The organism is Marinobacter sp. LV10R520-4 (assembly GCF_002563815.1).
Lineage (GTDB): Bacteria > Pseudomonadota > Gammaproteobacteria > Pseudomonadales > Oleiphilaceae > Marinobacter.
On the sequence record NZ_PDJM01000001.1, the window covers coordinates 1,781,161 to 1,798,153 of the forward strand.

Consider the following 16,993-nt stretch of genomic DNA (forward strand, 5'->3'; position numbering starts at 1 on the left):
GCCACCTGAAAAGTGATACTATAGTGTTACTATCAAACTAATTCAGGGTAATTCCATGAAAGTTGAGCTAGTTACAAGCCTCAAGCGCCAAGCGACAAAAATTCTGGCAGACCTGCGTTTATCAAAAGAACCGGTACTGATTACAGAGCATGGCCAGCCGTCCGCTTACCTCGTTGACGTGAAGGATTACGAGTTTATGCAGCGCCGGCTGGAACTACTTGAAGGGCTCTCACGGGGAGAGCGTGCTGTACTGGAGGGAAGAACGTACAGCCAAAGCGAAGCCAGGGAGAAAATGAGTAAATGGCTGAAGTAATCTGGACGGAGCCAGCTCTTCAAGAATTAGATTCTATTGCCGAGTACATTGCTCTGGATAATGTAGTTGCTGCAAGCGCTCTGGTTGAAAAAGTTTTTGAAAAAACGGAGCGCTTGGAAAACTTTCCGCAATCCGGCCGAACTCCACCTGAGCTACCCAATTCAATCTACAGGGAAGTTGTCGTGCTCCCTTGCCGTGTTTTCTACCGTGAAGAAGGGAGTCATGTGTTCATCCTCTATGTTATGAGGGAGGAACGGCAGCTTCGTGTTTACATGCTGGAAAACAGCTAACCAGACGCGGCACGCGGATGCTTTTGTCTTCGCTTCGCTGCGTCAAGGTCGCCGGTGCGCTCAGCGTTATGGGTGTCAAAGATGTCGTTCCACATCCATACTATTGTGAAGAATTCTAATCACAACAATTTTGGATTCGACACCCTCTCGGAAGAATATAATATGGCTGCCTTGGCTAAATTTTCTGTAACCGGGCTTTACGTCTCCAGCATCCCCGCCAATCTCTGGCTGGCGAGCAAGAAGTTTGAAAGCACCGTCCAGTTGCTTCAAGTATTTATTGCGCTGCTTTTTCCCCCATCTTTCAGTGGAAAACTGGCCAATTTCTATGATGTCTTTCCGAGCCGCAGCAGTGAGCAAAAATGGGCGCATTAGTGAGCGTCGTTATCCAGTTCGGCAATAATGCTTTCATAGGAGTAGTCAGCAATACCGCTTTGCTCACCTTCGTCCAAAAGGCGTCGCAACCTTTCAAGCTTACTTTCCGTCTCCTCCAACAGTCGCAGCCCGGCGCGCACTACGTCACTGGTAGAGCCGTAACGACTATTTTCAATCTGTGCGGTTATGAACTCGTCAAAGTGAGGGCCAAGAGTAATACTGGTGTTTCTGGACATAATAGCATTCCTGTACCAAATATTGGTACATTATGCGAAATTCCCCATAACAAGGCAAGGTAGGCCGACGCGATAAAACTGCGCGACTGCTTGCGGCGTTATGCGCACCACAATCTGAGTTTGAGTAAGATCCATAGTATGAAAAAGGTATCAGAAATGCTCATAGCAGTTAGCGGTGACCTGCTAAAGAGCGTGGAAAATCTGGAGGAAATGCAGGCACATTTGGATTTGGTGAAGACTGCATGGAACATGTCGCTGTCATCTGGAAAAAAACGGAATGGAAAGCTCAAAAAGTTCATTGGGTCTCAACGGGCCCGGGCGCCAAGCATAGAGGCACTCGAAGGTCTCGAATGGGAGTTCAGGCGAATCATGAAGCAAAAGGACAAGCTTTTTCCAGCGGTAAAGAAAAAAGTAGAGTTTGCGATGGCCATTGAGGAAAGCAAGAACTGCTATATTATACGGGCATACTTCACTAATGGCGCCGAGCCGAGTCCGATCGCCTAACAATCACAGCCACGGCGACGTCTACTCCATTGCGGCTTCGCCTCCACTCCGTAGCCGCGCGTACTGTTGGCGTTAGGGCTTATTGCGCGTCCGCCAATAGCCAGGCTTTCGGGAGTGGTGGGCAATAGCGATCACTACGCTTTCCTCCGACAACTCAATCGCAACAATGTCGTAAGGGAAGCGCTCCAGAATCAGTCGTTTTGCACCGGTATGGCCGGCTTCTCCCAGTATCCTTACCGTTCGCATTGCTACTGGCTTAGCGTCGCTCGCATCTTTGTTCGAAATTCTTCGCGGCTGAGAAGTGTGGCCTTACCGCTTTTTACCTTGGACACACGGCGAATAATTTCATCATTCCAGTCCCGTTCAACAGAGTCGTCACGAGGGCCGTCTAAGCTCATTATGAGCTCGCGCGCTAGCGCTGCACGTTCCGACTCGGAGAGAGTCGAAATCTGGGAGCGTAGGTGATTTAACGTGTTGGTAGTCATGGTGCCTCCGCGAGTAGCGATACGGCTATGCTATCCCCACCGGACGCCCTTGTCGGGAAGTCGCTTATTTCAATGTTGAGCATCAAGAGAGAAATTCGTGAAAGCACTCGAACTCAAAGTCCCTCCGGTTGCATTGGTAGCCATAGTTGTTGCCAGTATGTGGGCTGTTTCGCGCATCTCGCCAAACCTGTATTTCACCTTCACCGGTGCAGCGTGGTTGGCGGCGGGCATTGCAGTGATCGGCGCTTGTATCGCCATTTTTGGAGTCCTGGAGTTCAGAGCTGCCGGAACGACGGCAGACCCGCGGATACCAGGTCAGTCTGTAAGCCTGGTGACTGGTGGAGTTTATCGACACAGCCGGAATCCGATGTATTTTGGATTGTTGCTGGTTTTGTCTGCGTGGGGCTTGTTCTTGGGCAGTGCCCTGTCTTTGCTCCTCCTCCCGGCATTCATCATATACATGACCCGATTTCAGATTATTCCAGAGGAGCGGTTTATGCGTGAACACTTCAGTGAGTCATACAAAAAATACAGATCTGAGGTGCGCCGGTGGATTTGAGGTCCAGCAAGTCGCTGTTGTCGGACAAATTTTTCGCTGCGCTCCAAATTTGCCGCAGAGCTTTGCGTTGGGCGCCAAGAAGTGTGGCATTGATTCAGTGCAAGCGAGTAGTATGATATTGTCATACTTTATCTGTGTTAGGAGCACCAACTATGAGCATGCACCGGAAAACTATTACGCTGACTGAGCAACAAAACGGTTGGGTGAAAGGTCAGATTGAAAGCGGTCAGTTCGGCAATGATAGTGAGTATATCCGCTATCTCATCCGGCGAGACCAGCAAGCCCAAGTACGTCTCGCCACGCTGAGGCAGGCCCTGTCTGAGGGTGAGTCAAGCGGGATACCTAAACCGCTTGATATACCGGCTATCAAGACTGCTGGCCGTAAACGCATGAAGGCGGCCAATTAGTGTTCAATCTGAGTGTCACGCCGAAGGCGGAATCAGACCTCATCGGAATTTGGGTGTACACCTGCGAAGAATGGGGTGTCGATCAAGCGGATAAATACCTGGATCAACTGGAAGCAGGAATGCAGCAGCTGATTAATCATCCGTCACTAGGCGCGAACTACGCCCATGTTCTTTCTGGGTATCGCAGATTGCAGGTCGAGCATCGCGCTGTTTTTTACCAGGTGCTTGAATCGGAGATGCTTATTGTTCGTGTGTTGCACGAGGACATGGATGCGCCTGATAGGCTTCTGGATTAGTGGCGACTATGTTTCCGGCGCAGCTTCAAGACTCCCATCCAGGCTCCGTGCCGTTGCAAAGCCTCGCGTTAAATTTTTTGCTGACTCTCGTTGACTATGCTGTAATACATTGTAGTCATCAGACTTGAGGGTATCGCCATGAGTGTCACTACAGTTCGCCTTCAGACGGAAGTTGAGCAGCACCTGGAAGCAATTGCCAGCAGGCTCCATCGAAGTAAAGGCTGGGTAATTAATCAGGCACTATCGGAATACATCGAAAAGCAACAGCGAGAGCAAGAGCGCTGGCAGCAAACGTTGGAGGCAATGGAGTCTGCCACCCAGGGGAAAGTGGTTGATGCCAGCGAGGTCCATAGTTGGCTAAACAGCTGGGGCACTGATAACGAGCAGGATGCGCCGAGGTCAGGTAAGTGAAACTGGTTTACACGGATGAAGCCATTGAAGATTTGAAACGCCTCAGGGAGTTCATCGCAGTCCACAACCCCTCTGCGGCAGGCAAGATAGCCGCAGAGCTGGTGGGCAAAATCGAATTGTTACCAGATTTTCCGAAATTGGGGACACCGGTTGAAATGGCACCGGTCCCTGATTCGGTCCGCGACATGGTTTTTGGGAAGTATGTTGTCCGCTATTCAGTACACGTCAGTGCGATCATTATTCTTCGGGTATGGCATGAGCTGGAGGGTGAACGGTAACAAATTAACGCTGACTTCTGGAGTGAGGCCCTGCATCGTTTGGTTCCCGAAGGATGAAAGCCTGCCAAGCGGAATAGCAATGCGTGTTGCAAGTTCGGACAAGTGTGGGTTTTGAATGTCGACGAGATAGGGATAGAACGATTTTCTGGTGCGCTCATCGTCAGCGGCCCAGGTTTCCGGCGTTAGTTATGGGGAACAATTTATGTCGAAAAAAATAGTCATGTTTGAATACGAGAAAGAAACAAAAAACAGTGTTCGCTATAAGGAGGTCCCTGATGAAGGAACTGCTCCTGTCGTGGGTACTTTGTATGTTCAAAAGTGGTTTGCTGGTGATTGCAAATCGATTGAGATAACGATAGACAAAAAAACTAGCTGACTCGCCATTATTCTTGGCGCACGCTGCTCGCCAAGGTAATTGTGGCCGCAGCTAACAATGGCAAGCACCAGACATTTTAAGGCTCCGGCTGCGGGCGTCGCCGGCTCAGGGAATTGATTGACGAACTGGATTTATCCTGACGAGGCTAACCCTCTGCTTCGCGGCGGGTTAGCCTGTCTTTAATCACCCAAAGAGGGAATTAATCAACGCGGGTTAGGGTAACGTCGATGTTGCCACGGGTTGCGTTTGAGTAGGGGCACACTTTGTGCGCTTCGTTGATCAGCTTTTCAGCCTGAGCGTCGTCCATGCCCGGCAGTGAAATTTTCAGCTCAACTTCAATACCAAAACCCCCCGGAATCTCACCGATACCGACTTCGCCTTCGATTGAGGCTTCTTCTGGCATTGCCAGCTTGTCGCGGCCGGCGACGAATTTCATGGCACCAATAAAGCAGGCAGAGTAGCCAGCAGCGAAAAGCTGCTCAGGGTTTGTCCCTTTGCCGCCGGCTCCGCCAAGTTCTTTCGGAGTGGTCAGCTCTACATCCAGAATACCGTCCGATGAGATGGCGCGACCGTCACGGCCACCTGTGGCTTCAGCGGATGCGCGATACAAGATTTTTGCAACAGACATAGTGTTTGCTCCTTTCGACGAGTCATGTTGATGACTCCTCGTGTTCGTGATTAATGAGTGCGCAAGATTTAAGCGCTTTTCAATCTGCAAGTTAGCGCACAAATATATTGTGCGCAAGGTAAATGGCGAAAGTGTAATACGTACGTGCCAGATAGAGGCGCTCAGGTGGGTGTTTTCAGGTTGCTGCGCAGTTTGATCAGCTGCTGTTTCAGTTCCATTAGGTCGGCTACTGACTGGCCACTAACATTGACAATGCAGCCCGGTATATCCTTGGCTTGGTCCTGAAGCACCCGGCCTTTTTCTGTGAGGTGCAGTTCAACCACGCGCTCATCAACTTTCCGGCGCCGCCGGTTCAGCAGACCGTCGGATTCGAGCCGTTTGAGCAGAGGCGTGAGCGAGCCCGGGTCTGTCAGCAATCGCTTGCTGATATGGCTCACGGTTATCCCGTCTTCCTCCCATAAAACCAGCATAGCCAGATACTGCGGATAGGTCAGATTCAGTGCGTTCAGCAGTGGCTTATAGGCTTTGGTCATCATTAAAGACGTCGAGTAGAGGGCAAAACACAGCTGGTTATCGAGCAGAAGCTCGGAGTAGGAGTCGTTGTCGGGCATGGAGGGTCCATCGTATCGGGGGCGATAAAAGCCATCGCGCTAAGTATTTAACTCCGAGTGTACGGCGTTTTTCAGGGGTTTTTCCAGTGAACATGACTGGCAGCATTGAAATGGCTTCCCTGCTTTTGGTTCCTTCCGCTACACACCGGCGCCGGTTACCATTAACGTTAGACAACAGATTAATGCATGCCTTTCTGGTCTTTAATAAGCCAGATCTCCCGATGCGTAAGGTGTGCTGCTGCCAAGGAGTAAGTGTTTTGCCTGAGTTGAAGACTTTTGGCCTTTTTTTCATCACCGCGTTAGCGGAAATTCTTGGCTGCTATTTGCCTTACCTTTGGCTTCGGGAAGGCAAAACTATCTGGCTTCTGGTACCCGGCGCTCTGAGCCTGGTCGCTTTTGTATGGCTGTTGTCGCTTCACCCAACGGCGGCGGGCAGGGTGTATGCAGCCTATGGGGGCGTTTATATTTTTATGGCGATTTTGTGGTTGTGGACAGTCAACGGAATTCGACCAACAACATGGGACATAGTGGGGTCTGCGGTGGCACTTTTGGGCATGGCTATCATCATGTTTGCGCCTCGCACCACGTAACCCGTCAATTAAGTGGGTTATCTGCAAGGTTTGGTTGGTGAAGGATGAGAGCTGGACAAGCGGGCGCACCGCTTCCTTCGCTTCAGCGTTAAGGCTCAGAATGGGCAGATTCTATAAAAATCTTGCTGCCGGCAAATTTAGTCATTACTTTTGATATCTCTATTGTTTATTCCTTCTGGTTGGCCGGGGGGAATGGCCATTCATATTCAGGATGATACATTCTATGTTAGGCGCTTTTGGCTTGGTAACCCCGGCAGAGATACTGTTCGGACGGGGGCACATAGCCCAACTAAACGATCGGGCGACAAAACTGGGTACGCGAGCACTGGTAGTGCATGGTAGAAATCCAGGCAGGCTCTCTGGTGTCTTCGAGTCATTGAAGACCGTCGATATCGTGCAAACGCTGTCCATTGAAAAAGAGCCAGATCTGCAAACACTGATGGCGGCTATTGATCAAGGTAAGCTGCTGGGAATAGACGTGGTACTCGGAATCGGCGGTGGCTCTGTCATGGATGCCGCTAAAGTACTTGCCGCTATGCTGCCCAGTCAGACAGATTTGATCAGCCATCTGGAGGTAGTCGGAAGCGGGTTGCCACTGTCAGCCAAACGCCTACCGTTGATTCTGGTTCCCACCACCTCTGGCACCGGTGCAGAAGTCACTCGAAACGCTGTTATTGATATTCCGGAAGCCCAGCGCAAGGTGAGCCTGAGGGATAACCAGTTACTCCCGGATCTTGCTTTGGTAGACCCTGCGCTTACCGACCACTGCCCCCGGCAGGTCAGCTTATACTCGGGGCTAGACGCGGTTACTCAGGTAATCGAGCCCTATTTATCGTTGCGCTCAAATCTGTTTACGGACATGTTGTGCAGGGAGGCTATCCCCAAGGGGCTCCGGGCGCTAAAGCAACTTATGGACAGGGAATCCGAAGACGCGCGTGACTCGTTGGCTCAGGTGAGCCTCTTCGGTGGTCTTGCTCTTGCGAACTCGGGACTGGGTGTTGTTCACGGTATTGCTGGCCCGTTAGGCGGGCTATGCGGTGCGCCGCACGGCGCGATATGCGGCGCATTGTTACCAGCCGGCATCGCCGCTAACCGAGACAACGTGGTTGAAGTTGAGCAGATCGCTCGTGTCGACCGGGTGATTGACTGGATTGCTGACGTATTTGAGACCTCCAGAGGCCAAGCATTGCAACATTTTCGGCAATGGATTATTCAGAGTGGATTACCCGGGCTGGCGTCGATCGGAGTGACGGATGAACACATTATTTCAGCCTCACAAGCAGCGGCCGGCTCTTCCTCCATGAAGGCCAATCCTGTGGTGTTGTCTACTGCGACAATAGAAGACGTGATGCGCCAGTCTTTTTGATTCTGAATATGGCGGATTGGCTTTGCAACAGCAGGTTGCGGTATGCAATTCTGACGGGAAACTTTATGAGCATCGCTTTATGGAAAAAATAGTGAGAAGAATATTCCAACCAATACTCCGCGTATTTGAATTTGGTGACGGGGAGTATCGTTATGAGAAATCACACCGGAAGATTCTCATTGCTATGGGTGTATTGTTTTTAGCCCTATCAACTGTTTCAGCGGTATTAGCGATCATTTCATCACAACTGGGTGGGCTTATTCCTTTTCTCGTCTTTTTTATGATTGGGCTTGTATGTGAAGTGGTTGGGTTATTAGGGAGTAACCGCGCGGTTGCAAAAATTTGGGGCAGTAAATAGACGAGTCGTGAATCCATTGGGGCCGGCCTGCCCAATACGCGAGTCGTCGCGTGACTCAAGCGAGACGGACGGACTGTCAGTTGGCGCCCTGTTCCAACCAGCCTGTTCTGACAGACACGCGGCGCAAAATGGTGTCATCGGTCGGATTGAGAACATTTGCCACCAGCCAGATTGCACCAGAATTTTTGCCTCTGGTTAACACGCAAGCTTCTCCATCTGCGCGGTGTCGAGGTCGTAATATCCGATTTTTACGGTATTAAAGTTCAGGTCGACAAACAGGTGGCAGTAATAGTCCCCATGGCGCCAGGCCATGGCCACGCTGGAATTGTTGGAGTAGTTCAGTTCAAAATGGCCATCAAAGGCCGGGTAGTTGCTACGAAACTTCATCAGGGCCAGTAAGCGTTGCACGACGGGCTTCTGAATGTGTTGTTCCACTTCGTCCAGGGTGTAGTAATGGCGATTAATATCCCGCAGTTCGCCGCTTTGTTTCATCAGTTCGTGGTTGTTGCACCCGGCCAACAGCCCCACGTAGTAGACCTGCGGAATGCCGGGTGTGAAAAACTGGATCGCCCGGGCGGCAATGTAGGCGTCATCGTTCTGCATGAGCGCGTCGTAGAAGGTGCAGGTGAGCTGGTAGATTGCGCCAACGCTGTGGATATTGGCCGCCGAGCGCCGCATGATCGGGTCTGCACTGCGGGCATCAATGTTATCAATAAGCGCTCGGATTTTTTCATCTGGCAACACACCTTCAACATCCGGAATACAGATTCCGTCGTGGGTATCTAATACGGTAACCATGTTGCGTGGGCACATTCGCAGCCAGTTTTTCAGGTACACGCTGTTTGCGTCCAGCAGCGAATAGAGCAAAAGGGGCGGCAGAGCAAAGCCGTAGGGGTGCATGTTGCGTCGGCCGATCGCGTATTGATAACTGGTGTGATCGTGGACTTCCGGCAGGCATTCCGCGCCGTGTTTCAGGGCCACTTCGTTAATCCAGTCGAGTATCCGATAGACCTCGGGCTCCACCAAAAAGCAGCTGGTTCCAATACGTTTGGTGGTGTAACCAAAGGCATCGAGCCTCAGCAGGTTTACACCTTTTGAGGTGAGAAAGCCGATATAGCTTTCCATCAGGCGGTAAGCCTGGTCGGACTCGTAATTGAGATCAATCTGCTGGTCGGTGAAGGTGCACCAGACCCGGGTTTTTGTGCCATCCGCAAGCGTCACTTCCCGAAAGGGTTCTTTCTCTTTGCGGATATGAATCTTGGCCATGTCATCCGGGGAAATCTCGCCGAACTTGTCGACATGAACGAACAGGTCGGCATACTCCGAATCAAAGCCATTGGCGATGAAATCCCTAAACTCGGGAGACTCGTCAGAGATATGGTTCACCGTCAGGTCGACACAGAGGTCGTACTTTTTAGTGAAGGCTTCAATGTCGTCCCAGGTACCAAAATCCGGGTCCACCTCCTTGTGAGTCAAGGGCGAAAACCCGCCATCGGCATTGGACGGAAAAAACGGCAGGATATGCAGCCCGCCAATGGCCTCTGACAAGTGTTTGTCGACAACTGTGTAGAGGTCTTTCAGGTCATTGCCAATTCGGTTTGGGTAGCAAATCAGCTGCACGGCATTTTTTAACAGCATGTGTCTGGCTCCTGGATTGGGTGAAGGTCATGTCAGGCCGCGCAATGGCCTATGGGCAAAATCTTGTTTAATTTTGTCGCGCGTCGCCGTTCAACTTCATTGATAAACTCCCGCCCCCAATACTCGATGTCATAACGGCAAACCACTTCGAAGGCTTCGCTCAGTCGGTTCCGGGCATCGCTTCGGCTGATCGCCAATGCGTAGTAGCAGGTATCGGCCAGGTCCTGCGGGTGGTGCGGATTCGCCAGAATGGCTCCGCGCAGTTCCGCCGCCGCGCCGGCAAATTCAGACAGCACCAGTACGCCACTGCCTTGGGTTAAGCCCTGGGTTGCGATGTATTCTTTTGCGACCAGGTTCAGGCCATCCCGCAGCGGCGTAATCCACATCACGTCGGCTATGGTGTAATAGGCCACCAGTTCTTCAAAGGGCAGGGCGCGGAAGAAGAACTGCACCGGGGTCCACCCGACCTGTGCAAACTGCCCGTTAATGCGCCCCACCGTTTGTTCGATCTGCGACAGCAATTCCTCGTAAATAGTCATTCCGGCCGCCGCCGGCACACAGATCAGCACAAGGGTGACTTTGGTTTTCAGTTCAGGATGCTCGTTCAGAATGCGCTCATAAGCCTGTAGCTTTTCAATAATGCCTTTGGTGAAGTCGAGACGCTCCACCGACAGAATCAGCCGGACATCCTTGAACTCTTCACGCAGTGTTTCCATTTGCGCGATGACACTCTGGTCAGACAGAGCGGTACGAACGCGATTCAGGTCAAGCCCGACCGGGTGTGCACCCAGCCCGATCTTGCGGTCATTCACTTTTATTTCGGTGCTCATTTCATCAAGACCCACCGCGCAGCCATAGGTCAGAAAGCGCGGTGCACAGCCCATTTTCTGGGTGACCTCAAGCGGTGTGACACCTCTTGCCACATCCACAAAGTTCTCGGCCTGCCTGGGAATATGAAAACCAATGTGGTCACACTGCAACAGGCTGCCGATGATTTCGCGGCGCCAGGGCAGCACGTTGAATACGTCGGCTGACGGGAAGTAGGTGTGATGGAAAAAGGCAATGGTGAGGTCTGGCCGCATTTCGCGTAAATAGGCCGGTACCATCCATAGATTGTAATCGTGAATCCAGACCACGGCGTTTTCCGCCGCTTCCTCGGCGGCGCGCTCTGCAAACAATCTGTTGACCTTGAGGTACACCTGCCAGTGGTCATCGCGGAACGTGGCCCGCTCCCAGAAGGTGTGCAGGGTCGGCCAGAAGGCTTCTTTCGAGAATCGTTTGTAAAAGATCTCAACGTCTTCTTCGCTCAGTGCTACTCGTGCCGCGACCAGTTTTTCGTAGCGGCTGGTATCCACTTCGGTGTGGGTCTGGAAGGGGCCGAGATCGGGATCGTCAACTGACCAGGCGACCCACGAACCTGCTTTGCCATCGGAGAAGAAGCTCAGCAGTGTGGGGATGATGCCATTGGGCGATTTGGGCCGACGTCGAATCAACTCCCCATTCTCGACCACTTCTTCATAGGGCAGGCGATGGTAGACAATCACCAGGTCGGATTTGCCCCTGTTCATGTAATCCGGAATTTCGGCTTCAATACCCAGGTGACCCAGATAACCAAAATGCTCGAATGCCTCCAGAATGCCGCCGCAGCCCGACGCTTCGGCATGAAGTACTCGCGCCTGGTGCTTGGTTGCTTCCAGCAGTTCGGCCTCGGATGCACCGACACAGACACCCTTGAATTCGTGTTGATACATCGACAGGTCATTCAAGGTGTCTCCAGCAACCAGGACCGATTCCGGGTCTACCCCCAGGTGTTCAACCAGACGGGACAGGGTGCGCCCCTTGTTAACGCCCTGCGGAAGTATGTCCAGGTACTTGCCCGCGGAAAACAGTAATTCACAGGATAATGCGCTGACCCGTGACAGCATGTCTTCGCTGACCACATCGTTGTTACAGAAGTAAGAGACGCGGCGCTCCTGAGGGACTTCCTGACGCTGCAAGCCTTTAAATGAGGACAGGGCGCTCTCCACAACTTGCTCACCTGGCCAAAGCTCGTCGATTTCGCCCTGCAGTGGCTGGATGGCTTGTTGCGAGGCGCCATGAACCACAGTACAGCCGACATCGCAGATAATGTAGTCGGGCTGCGGAATCGTCGGATCGGACAGCAGGGGTAGCACGGCTTCTAGCCCTCGACCGGTTACAAACACTAAATCGATCTCCGGGTGAGCAACGATGAGTCGATAAAGCTTGAGGCGATTTTCCGGATCACCTGCGAGAAAAGTACCGTCAAGGTCGGTGGCGAGTAGCATTTTATACTCCTGTATAAGTCTTTCCTTATGTCCAGGAGTTCAGCAAAACATGGCGTAGAGATGGGACACTAGCGTGGGCAAAGCTTTGCTGAACTAGGGGACCCTACAAACTATCAATGCAGTTTTCATACCGGAAGTTGGCGGCAACACCGGTATTCTGCCCATGAAGTTTGAAAATACGTAATGTGATCATAGTGATATAGACATTTCCGTGCATGGCCTAGCTCTTGCAATATTCACAGCTCACACGTGATCACAAAGGCGGTGCATAAAGACAAGAACAATCCCCAAGTGCTTGCAGGCCGCGGGCAACACGCCCCAAAAGCAAGGCTAAGTCAGGAGGTTCCTATCTGGTCTCTTATGCGCCCCATTGGTGCGATTCTGGGCAGCGTCGCACTATTACAGCTCGGCAGTGGTCTACTTAACACTTTGCTGGCAGTGACCGCCGACGGTCAGAAGTTTTCAACAATCTGGATTGGCTTTTTTATGCCCGGCTATGCGGTTTATCAGGTCAGACACGTGTCGGTTCTGACCGCAGGGGAGCATGCGCATTTCGAGCCCATGGTGCAGACGTCGCATGAGATTGTCGGAATGATCGAAAAAGAAGGTTAATGGCTGCCCGCCCGCTCTTCCTGAAGCTTCGCCCGAACGTTCATCAATACGTGGCCGTACTTGTTATCGCCCCGGCGATCCCGTCCACAACCCCAGAAATAATCAAAATTACTATTTTCCACGATTTTTTGATCGCCGGTGTTGAGAAGCGCTTCCGCCAGCTCAGGGTGAGTGCGGCAACGGGTGTAGACGCCCCGGGTCATAACGGTTTCACGCACCCGCTTCCAGTCACTGCGAAAACTCTTCCAGCGTTTGCGGCCCAGTTTGCGGGCCTCAGTTGGTGATATCGCGTTTCGCACCTGTTCCTGGTGGACGTCATCGGTAAACTTCATACCCTGAAAATAATGTTCCAACGACGGCCACACTTTGCCCTCCAGCTCGAAACTGTAGCGGGCGTAGGTCCCGAAGGGGCTATGCGGATCGGTACGGGAGGTAAATAGACTGCTTTCGCTGTCGTCTGATGGAAATAGGGACATGATGGCCGTCGCTGCAAGAGAGTGAGTCAATACACCAAATAAGGAGTGTACCGTGCCAGGTTGAACACTTATTCTTCGTCGCTGAAAGCCGAGCGGTGGAACTCTGCGGCTTCTTCCGCTTCTTTGGCGCCCGCTTCCCAGAGTTTGGGTACGTCGCCACCCGCCAGCACCTCAAGCACCGCGTGAACACCTTCGGCCAGCGAGGAAAGGTTGTACCCACCCTCTAAAACGAACGCGAGCTTGCCTTCGCAGTGGGTGTCAGCAATGTCTTGAACGATTCTGGTCAGCACTTTAAAACCGTCATAGGTGAGGTTCATCGCCATATCGTTGTGGTGGGGGTCAAACCCCGCCGAGACCAGCACCAGGTCTGGTTTGAAGTGCTCTGCGGCCGGCGTCAGTATGTCTCGGAAGACCTTCTCGTAGGCAATGTCGCCGGCGGTTTCCGGAAGGGGGACGTTGATGGTGTAACCTTCACCCAGGCCAACACCCACCTCTTCAATCAGACCAGATCCGGGATAAAACGGTGCAGCGCAATGGGTGTCGAAGAACAGCACATCCGGATCTGCCCAGAAAATATCCTGGGTGCCATTGCCGTGGTGCGCGTCCCAGTCAATGATCAGGACACGTTCACAGCCCAGCTTTGCCTGGGCATGGGCAGCCGCCACGGCAACGTTGTTCAGTAGGCAGAAACCCCTTGCCCGCACGGGCTCGGCGTGATGTCCTGGCGGGCGCACAAGGGCGAAGGCGCTTTGTGCCTCACCTTTGCAAACGCTTTCCACGGCAGCAATGGCGTTGCCGGCTGCCGCTCTTGCCGCTTTGATGCTGTCGGGGGACACCGCCGTGGTGTCTCTGTCGAGCCAGGCGCGTTTGCCATCCAGTGAAAAAAGATGGTCCAGATAGGACGTGATGTGCACGCGTGCCAGCTGATCGTAGGTGGCAGCAGGCGCTCCTGACTGGAACTGGACACCGGGTATGGGGTTTTTATCCAGATGCGCTTTGATCGCCGCCAACCGGCCCGGATGTTCAGGATAGCTCCATTTAAAATCCAGTCCCTGGAGAATAGTCCTGACTCGCTTTTCTACCCGGCTAGGAATAAAAGGCAGGTCTACCTCGGGATTGTGCCCCAGCATTATTTCATCATAAAACACATTGACACTGCGATCGCCAATCACAAGACACTCTCCTTCTTGAGCTCTTTCGGTTGCCTGTCGAAGCTGTCGTTTCGATACGGTTTCGAACCGGGTTCAGCAGGCTTCTCATAGTTGCTGTGACGCAAGGGCTTCCTTCACAGTCGAGGTGAAGGCTGCGGCACGAATGCCGGTGGTTTTAAAGCCCAATTTGGCCCAGGCGGCCTTGGCCTCTTTATTAGACTCAGCGTATTCGAGAATCAGCTCATGCACATTATGGCTTTCCGCAAATCTAACCAACTCCTGTAACAGCGCCCTGAAAATACCGAGATTCCGAAACTCGGGCTCCACCCATACATCGTCAATGATTCCCGACCTGTAAACCAACGCTTCCGCCTGTTCCCAGATTCCCTGACTGTGCCACACATAGATATAGCCCATTCCGATGATGCCGGCATCCGGGTTCTCTGCCACAGTCAACAGCTTGTTATCGTCTCCCAGTGAGGAGCGTAATACGTCCAACAGTCGGTTATGTTCGTTTTTCTTAAGGTTCTGTGGCGGGGCGCCAGAGACATGCAACGCCAGTTTGGCGAGAAACTTCACGAGTACCGGAAGGTCCCCTTCACGTGCTTCCCGAAGCACAAAGGCCGCTTTACTGGCTTTCTTTCTGGCCATAAAAACTCCTGAAACTGAATGGCGAAGCACAAATCACTCTGATGATTAATCGGAGTCGTATCTCACCATTTACCTTTATTAAAAGCTCTTTGGTCAGCTTAGTCGTTTTTTCAAGAAGTTGCTGCACCACCCTGTCGGCAACTTAACACGCAACGAAAGATACGGCCTGATTTCAAGCATCGTTGGAAGTATTCATGGGGGTGATCACGGTAGCGGCAGCTGCTGGGGGTTATTATCCCGGGTATGGATAATTTCAATAGATTTACGACTTCTTGCAGAGCTGGTGCGGTTGGCTGATGCCGCACCTTCTGTCCAGATAGGCGTGTATGCTGTTGGCGACCCCCATTAGTCAGGGGTAGTTGGCGATTCGAGTCCCGGCTTCCAGGTTCTGTTGGCCGGTCCCCAATCAATCAACCCAGGCCCAGAAAAGACAGGATTGCGATAACGATAACGACTGCGCCGACTATGTAGACAATGTTGTTCATGAGAAATACCTTTCACGTATGATTGGGAATCGAAGGGGCCTTAAGGCACCCATGCTCAGCATACTCACGCTGCTTACTTGCGTTCGGTGCGGCGGCGCACACACGGACGATTAAATCGAAAAGGATTTGCTTAAAGCGTTGGTATAAAAAGGTGTGTTTGTTGGTGTGTGTATGACGTTCGGCTTTTCCTACTGGATAGACCATCCGGGCAACCTTTGAGCTATCCTGTACACAACCGCAAAGGATGCAATTATGGCCGAATCACCACTGTTGAGTTCAGACAGGCTGCGCTTTTTTTTCAGCCGAATCAAAGAGCGTTTGTGGGTCAAACCACTGGTGCTTGGCGTGCTTTCTGTTGGCGGTACATTCCTCGCCAAGCTTGCTGACGATGCAGGCCTATCCGGCGTGTTACCCGATGTCACCCTAGAATCTGTTGAATCGCTACTGTCTATCATGGCGTCCAGCATGCTGGTTATTGCGACGTTTGCGGTAGGCTCCATGGTTGCCGCCTATGCATCGGCCAGCGCTGGTGCGACACCTCGTTCCATACCGTTGGTTATTGCTGATGACGTTACCCAGAACGCTTTGTCTGCGTTTATAGGCGCCTTCATTTTCAGTATTGTTTCCCTGATAGCCGTTCAGAATGAGATGTTTGATTCTGCCGGCCGGTTTGCGATCTTTGTGCTTACCCTTTTAGTGTTCGCCATTGTCGTTATCACGTTCGTTCGCTGGGTCGACAGAATCGCTCGTCTGGGCCGGGTAGTAAACACCATTGAGCAAGTGGAAAAGGCAGCCGGCGATGCACTGGATCGTCGCCGTCATGGCCCCACGCTGGGCGCTTTGACAGCCTCCCTGCATCAGGTTGAGGGCAGTGGGGTATTAGTCTATTCGTCGACGGTTGGCTATGTGCAACACATTGATCTGGGGGCCCTACAATCCCGCGCTGAAGCACACAATTGCCGCGTGATGGTGACGGCACTGCCGGGTACATTTGTGAGCGCAGGCCAACCACTGCTTCGTGTCGACAAGTGCGCCGACGGAGGCGTTGAGGAGGAGGAAAATGAGAGCGAGACGTTTAAGCCAGATGTGTTTGCCAGCGCCTTCACGGTCAGTAGCAACCGCACCTTTGAAGACGACCCCCGTTTCGGACTTCTTGCGCTGTCCGAGATCGCCGACAAGGCGCTGTCGCCTGGCATCAACGACCCGGGAACTGCGATCAACGTCATTGGAACGATGGTGCGGCTGTTTACGATTTGGCAATCCCCACTTAAAAAAGAGAGGTTACAGGCGATCACCTATGACCGTGTATCGGTTCCGGAACTGGTGATCGACGACTTGTTTGACGATGCATTCACAGCTATTGCCCGTGACGGCGCGGGTATGGTTGAAGTTTCCATCCGACTGCAGAAAGCTTTTTGCGCGTTGGCTGAAGCCGGTGACAAGGCGATGGCGGCCGCCGCCAAAAAACATTCACGGATGGCACTGAATCGTTCGAAGCACGCCATGTCCCTTTCAGGCGATATTGATGCTGTTGTCAGAGCGGCTGCGTTTTCGGCCAGGTAATTGATGATCGGCGCAGAGATTGAAGAGGTAG

Annotated in this window: 24 protein-coding genes and 1 pseudogene; 13 read left to right on the forward strand and 12 right to left on the reverse strand. The window is 52.4% G+C overall.

Annotated features, from left to right (window positions below; translation table 11 throughout):
- Window positions 1-55 precede the first annotated feature (55 nt).
- Both ATG98_RS08600 and ATG98_RS08605 read left to right on the forward strand, forming a co-directional pair.
- Window positions 56-313, forward strand: a complete 258-nt coding sequence (locus tag ATG98_RS08600) for a type II toxin-antitoxin system Phd/YefM family antitoxin (protein ID WP_098420635.1) — start codon at window positions 56-58, stop codon at window positions 311-313.
- Window positions 301-603 carry a type II toxin-antitoxin system RelE/ParE family toxin gene (locus tag ATG98_RS08605; RefSeq protein ID WP_098420664.1) on the forward strand — a complete coding sequence of 101 codons (303 nt, stop codon included), beginning with the start codon at window positions 301-303 and terminating at the stop codon, window positions 601-603. The genes ATG98_RS08600 and ATG98_RS08605 overlap by 13 nt, the downstream gene beginning before the upstream one ends.
- A gap of 75 nt (window positions 604-678) precedes the next feature.
- On the opposite strand, the gene ATG98_RS08610 is transcribed toward ATG98_RS08605, so the two are convergent.
- Together ATG98_RS08610 and ATG98_RS08615 are read right to left on the reverse strand one after the other, a co-directional pair.
- Window positions 679-972 (reverse strand): type II toxin-antitoxin system RelE/ParE family toxin, encoded by a 294-nt coding sequence (locus ATG98_RS08610; protein ID WP_098420665.1) that lies wholly within the window; start codon window positions 970-972, stop codon window positions 679-681.
- Window positions 972-1,211 carry a type II toxin-antitoxin system ParD family antitoxin gene (locus tag ATG98_RS08615; protein WP_098422605.1) on the reverse strand — a complete coding sequence of 80 codons (240 nt, stop codon included), beginning with the start codon at window positions 1,209-1,211 and terminating at the stop codon, window positions 972-974. The genes ATG98_RS08610 and ATG98_RS08615 overlap by 1 nt, the downstream gene beginning before the upstream one ends.
- Window positions 1,212-1,349: 138 nt before the next feature.
- Between ATG98_RS08615 and ATG98_RS08620 the strand changes: the two genes are divergently transcribed.
- The gene (locus ATG98_RS08620; RefSeq protein ID WP_143751177.1) at window positions 1,350-1,715 is read left to right on the forward strand and encodes a hypothetical protein; all 366 of its coding nucleotides are present in this window, start codon (window positions 1,350-1,352) and stop codon (window positions 1,713-1,715) included.
- 72 nt (window positions 1,716-1,787) lie between these two features.
- Here the strand turns inward: ATG98_RS08620 and ATG98_RS21830 are convergent, their stop codons facing one another.
- Together ATG98_RS21830 and ATG98_RS08625 are read right to left on the reverse strand one after the other, a co-directional pair.
- Window positions 1,788-1,961 carry a hypothetical protein gene (locus ATG98_RS21830; RefSeq protein WP_179887983.1) on the reverse strand — a complete coding sequence of 58 codons (174 nt, stop codon included), beginning with the start codon at window positions 1,959-1,961 and terminating at the stop codon, window positions 1,788-1,790.
- A gap of 2 nt (window positions 1,962-1,963) precedes the next feature.
- On the reverse strand, window positions 1,964-2,200 hold the full coding sequence (locus ATG98_RS08625; protein ID WP_098420668.1) for an addiction module protein: 237 nt from the start codon (window positions 2,198-2,200) through the stop codon (window positions 1,964-1,966).
- A 97-nt stretch (window positions 2,201-2,297) separates the two neighbouring features.
- On the opposite strand from ATG98_RS08625, the gene ATG98_RS08630 reads away from it, so the two are divergent.
- The 5 genes from ATG98_RS08630 to ATG98_RS08650 all read left to right on the forward strand — a co-directional run bounded on the left by ATG98_RS08630 (window position 2,298) and on the right by ATG98_RS08650 (window position 4,151).
- A complete protein-coding gene (locus tag ATG98_RS08630; RefSeq protein WP_143751447.1) occupies window positions 2,298-2,759 on the forward strand; it encodes a methyltransferase family protein in 462 nt (153 codons plus the stop codon).
- Window positions 2,760-2,911: 152 nt separating this feature from the next.
- Window positions 2,912-3,166, forward strand: coding sequence for a type II toxin-antitoxin system ParD family antitoxin (locus ATG98_RS08635; protein WP_098422606.1), 255 nt, complete (start codon window positions 2,912-2,914; stop codon window positions 3,164-3,166).
- Window positions 3,166-3,462, forward strand: a complete 297-nt coding sequence (locus ATG98_RS08640) for a type II toxin-antitoxin system RelE/ParE family toxin (protein ID WP_098420670.1) — start codon at window positions 3,166-3,168, stop codon at window positions 3,460-3,462. Before ATG98_RS08635 ends, ATG98_RS08640 begins: the two co-directional genes overlap by 1 nt.
- Window positions 3,463-3,600: 138 nt before the next feature.
- The gene (locus ATG98_RS08645; RefSeq protein WP_098422607.1) at window positions 3,601-3,873 is read left to right on the forward strand and encodes a CopG family ribbon-helix-helix protein; all 273 of its coding nucleotides are present in this window, start codon (window positions 3,601-3,603) and stop codon (window positions 3,871-3,873) included.
- The gene (locus ATG98_RS08650; RefSeq protein WP_098420672.1) at window positions 3,870-4,151 is read left to right on the forward strand and encodes a type II toxin-antitoxin system RelE/ParE family toxin; all 282 of its coding nucleotides are present in this window, start codon (window positions 3,870-3,872) and stop codon (window positions 4,149-4,151) included. The genes ATG98_RS08645 and ATG98_RS08650 overlap by 4 nt, the downstream gene beginning before the upstream one ends.
- Here ATG98_RS08650 and ATG98_RS08655 read toward each other — a convergent pair.
- The 3 genes and pseudogenes from ATG98_RS08655 to ATG98_RS08665 all read right to left on the reverse strand — a co-directional run.
- Window positions 4,089-4,289: pseudogene (locus ATG98_RS08655) on the reverse strand (CcdB family protein); the annotation flags it as partial. The gene ATG98_RS08650 and the pseudogene ATG98_RS08655 overlap by 63 nt on opposite strands.
- Window positions 4,290-4,726: 437 nt before the next feature.
- Window positions 4,727-5,155, reverse strand: coding sequence for an organic hydroperoxide resistance protein (locus tag ATG98_RS08660; protein ID WP_098422608.1), 429 nt, complete (start codon window positions 5,153-5,155; stop codon window positions 4,727-4,729).
- A 161-nt stretch (window positions 5,156-5,316) separates the two neighbouring features.
- Complete coding sequence (locus ATG98_RS08665; RefSeq protein WP_098422610.1) at window positions 5,317-5,766, reverse strand: MarR family winged helix-turn-helix transcriptional regulator; 450 nt, start codon at window positions 5,764-5,766, stop codon at window positions 5,317-5,319.
- 257 nt (window positions 5,767-6,023) lie between these two features.
- Here ATG98_RS08665 and ATG98_RS08670 point away from each other — a divergent pair, with 257 nt between their 5' ends.
- The 3 genes from ATG98_RS08670 (at window position 6,024) to ATG98_RS08680 (ending at window position 8,080) form a co-directional block, all read left to right on the forward strand.
- Entirely contained in the window at window positions 6,024-6,356 is a 333-nt protein-coding gene (locus tag ATG98_RS08670; protein WP_098422612.1) for a YnfA family protein, read from the forward strand.
- Between the two features lie 223 nt (window positions 6,357-6,579).
- The gene (locus ATG98_RS08675) at window positions 6,580-7,722 is read left to right on the forward strand and encodes an iron-containing alcohol dehydrogenase (protein ID WP_098422614.1); all 1,143 of its coding nucleotides are present in this window, start codon (window positions 6,580-6,582) and stop codon (window positions 7,720-7,722) included.
- Between the two features lie 22 nt (window positions 7,723-7,744).
- On the forward strand, window positions 7,745-8,080 hold the full coding sequence (locus ATG98_RS08680) for a hypothetical protein (RefSeq protein ID WP_228706066.1): 336 nt from the start codon (window positions 7,745-7,747) through the stop codon (window positions 8,078-8,080).
- A gap of 195 nt (window positions 8,081-8,275) precedes the next feature.
- Here the strand turns inward: ATG98_RS08680 and gtfA are convergent, their stop codons facing one another.
- Both gtfA and ggpS read right to left on the reverse strand, forming a co-directional pair.
- Complete coding sequence (gene gtfA, locus ATG98_RS08685; RefSeq protein WP_098422616.1) at window positions 8,276-9,718, reverse strand: sucrose phosphorylase; 1,443 nt, start codon at window positions 9,716-9,718, stop codon at window positions 8,276-8,278.
- A gap of 32 nt (window positions 9,719-9,750) precedes the next feature.
- A complete protein-coding gene (gene ggpS / locus ATG98_RS08690; RefSeq protein ID WP_098422618.1) occupies window positions 9,751-12,024 on the reverse strand; it encodes a glucosylglycerol-phosphate synthase in 2,274 nt (757 codons plus the stop codon).
- Window positions 12,025-12,273: 249 nt separating this feature from the next.
- Here ggpS and ATG98_RS08695 point away from each other — a divergent pair, with 249 nt between their 5' ends.
- The gene (locus ATG98_RS08695) at window positions 12,274-12,636 is read left to right on the forward strand and encodes a hypothetical protein (protein ID WP_228706067.1); all 363 of its coding nucleotides are present in this window, start codon (window positions 12,274-12,276) and stop codon (window positions 12,634-12,636) included.
- Here the strand turns inward: ATG98_RS08695 and ATG98_RS08700 are convergent.
- From ATG98_RS08700 to ATG98_RS08710, 3 genes are all read right to left on the reverse strand, one after another.
- The gene (locus ATG98_RS08700) at window positions 12,633-13,112 is read right to left on the reverse strand and encodes an NADAR family protein (protein WP_098420681.1); all 480 of its coding nucleotides are present in this window, start codon (window positions 13,110-13,112) and stop codon (window positions 12,633-12,635) included. The two genes, ATG98_RS08695 and ATG98_RS08700, sit on opposite strands and share 4 nt — an antisense overlap.
- 68 nt (window positions 13,113-13,180) lie before the next feature.
- Window positions 13,181-14,284: a histone deacetylase gene (locus ATG98_RS08705; protein WP_179888093.1), complete on the reverse strand. Its 1,104-nt coding sequence runs from the start codon at window positions 14,282-14,284 to the stop codon at window positions 13,181-13,183.
- An 84-nt stretch (window positions 14,285-14,368) separates the two neighbouring features.
- A complete protein-coding gene (locus tag ATG98_RS08710; RefSeq protein WP_098422620.1) occupies window positions 14,369-14,914 on the reverse strand; it encodes a GNAT family N-acetyltransferase in 546 nt (181 codons plus the stop codon).
- A 737-nt stretch (window positions 14,915-15,651) separates the two neighbouring features.
- Between ATG98_RS08710 and ATG98_RS08715 the strand changes: the two genes are divergently transcribed.
- A complete protein-coding gene (locus tag ATG98_RS08715) occupies window positions 15,652-16,962 on the forward strand; it encodes a DUF2254 domain-containing protein (protein WP_098422622.1) in 1,311 nt (436 codons plus the stop codon).
- Window positions 16,963-16,993 lie beyond the last annotated feature (31 nt).

Bases quoted from the DNA above. Each gene is read 5' to 3' on its own strand.
- ggpS (WP_098422618.1), bottom strand. From the start codon at position 12,024: ATGCTACTCGCCACCGACCTTGACGGTACTTTTCTCGCAGGTGATCCG.
- ATG98_RS08645 (WP_098422607.1), top strand. From the start codon at position 3,601: ATGAGTGTCACTACAGTTCGCCTTCAGACGGAAGTTGAGCAGCACCTG.
- ATG98_RS08605 (WP_098420664.1), top strand. From the start codon at position 301: ATGGCTGAAGTAATCTGGACGGAGCCAGCTCTTCAAGAATTAGATTCT.
- ATG98_RS08660 (WP_098422608.1), bottom strand. From the start codon at position 5,155: ATGTCTGTTGCAAAAATCTTGTATCGCGCATCCGCTGAAGCCACAGGT.
- ATG98_RS08620 (WP_143751177.1), top strand. From the start codon at position 1,350: ATGAAAAAGGTATCAGAAATGCTCATAGCAGTTAGCGGTGACCTGCTA.
- ATG98_RS08615 (WP_098422605.1), bottom strand. From the start codon at position 1,211: ATGTCCAGAAACACCAGTATTACTCTTGGCCCTCACTTTGACGAGTTC.
- ATG98_RS08600 (WP_098420635.1), top strand. From the start codon at position 56: ATGAAAGTTGAGCTAGTTACAAGCCTCAAGCGCCAAGCGACAAAAATT.
- ATG98_RS08610 (WP_098420665.1), bottom strand. From the start codon at position 972: ATGCGCCCATTTTTGCTCACTGCTGCGGCTCGGAAAGACATCATAGAA.
- gtfA (WP_098422616.1), bottom strand. From the start codon at position 9,718: ATGCTGTTAAAAAATGCCGTGCAGCTGATTTGCTACCCAAACCGAATT.
- ATG98_RS08675 (WP_098422614.1), top strand. From the start codon at position 6,580: ATGTTAGGCGCTTTTGGCTTGGTAACCCCGGCAGAGATACTGTTCGGA.
- ATG98_RS08665 (WP_098422610.1), bottom strand. From the start codon at position 5,766: ATGCCCGACAACGACTCCTACTCCGAGCTTCTGCTCGATAACCAGCTG.
- ATG98_RS08700 (WP_098420681.1), bottom strand. From the start codon at position 13,112: ATGTCCCTATTTCCATCAGACGACAGCGAAAGCAGTCTATTTACCTCC.
- ATG98_RS21830 (WP_179887983.1), bottom strand. From the start codon at position 1,961: ATGCGAACGGTAAGGATACTGGGAGAAGCCGGCCATACCGGTGCAAAA.
- ATG98_RS08710 (WP_098422620.1), bottom strand. From the start codon at position 14,914: ATGGCCAGAAAGAAAGCCAGTAAAGCGGCCTTTGTGCTTCGGGAAGCA.
- ATG98_RS08625 (WP_098420668.1), bottom strand. From the start codon at position 2,200: ATGACTACCAACACGTTAAATCACCTACGCTCCCAGATTTCGACTCTC.
- ATG98_RS08635 (WP_098422606.1), top strand. From the start codon at position 2,912: ATGAGCATGCACCGGAAAACTATTACGCTGACTGAGCAACAAAACGGT.
- ATG98_RS08715 (WP_098422622.1), top strand. From the start codon at position 15,652: ATGGCCGAATCACCACTGTTGAGTTCAGACAGGCTGCGCTTTTTTTTC.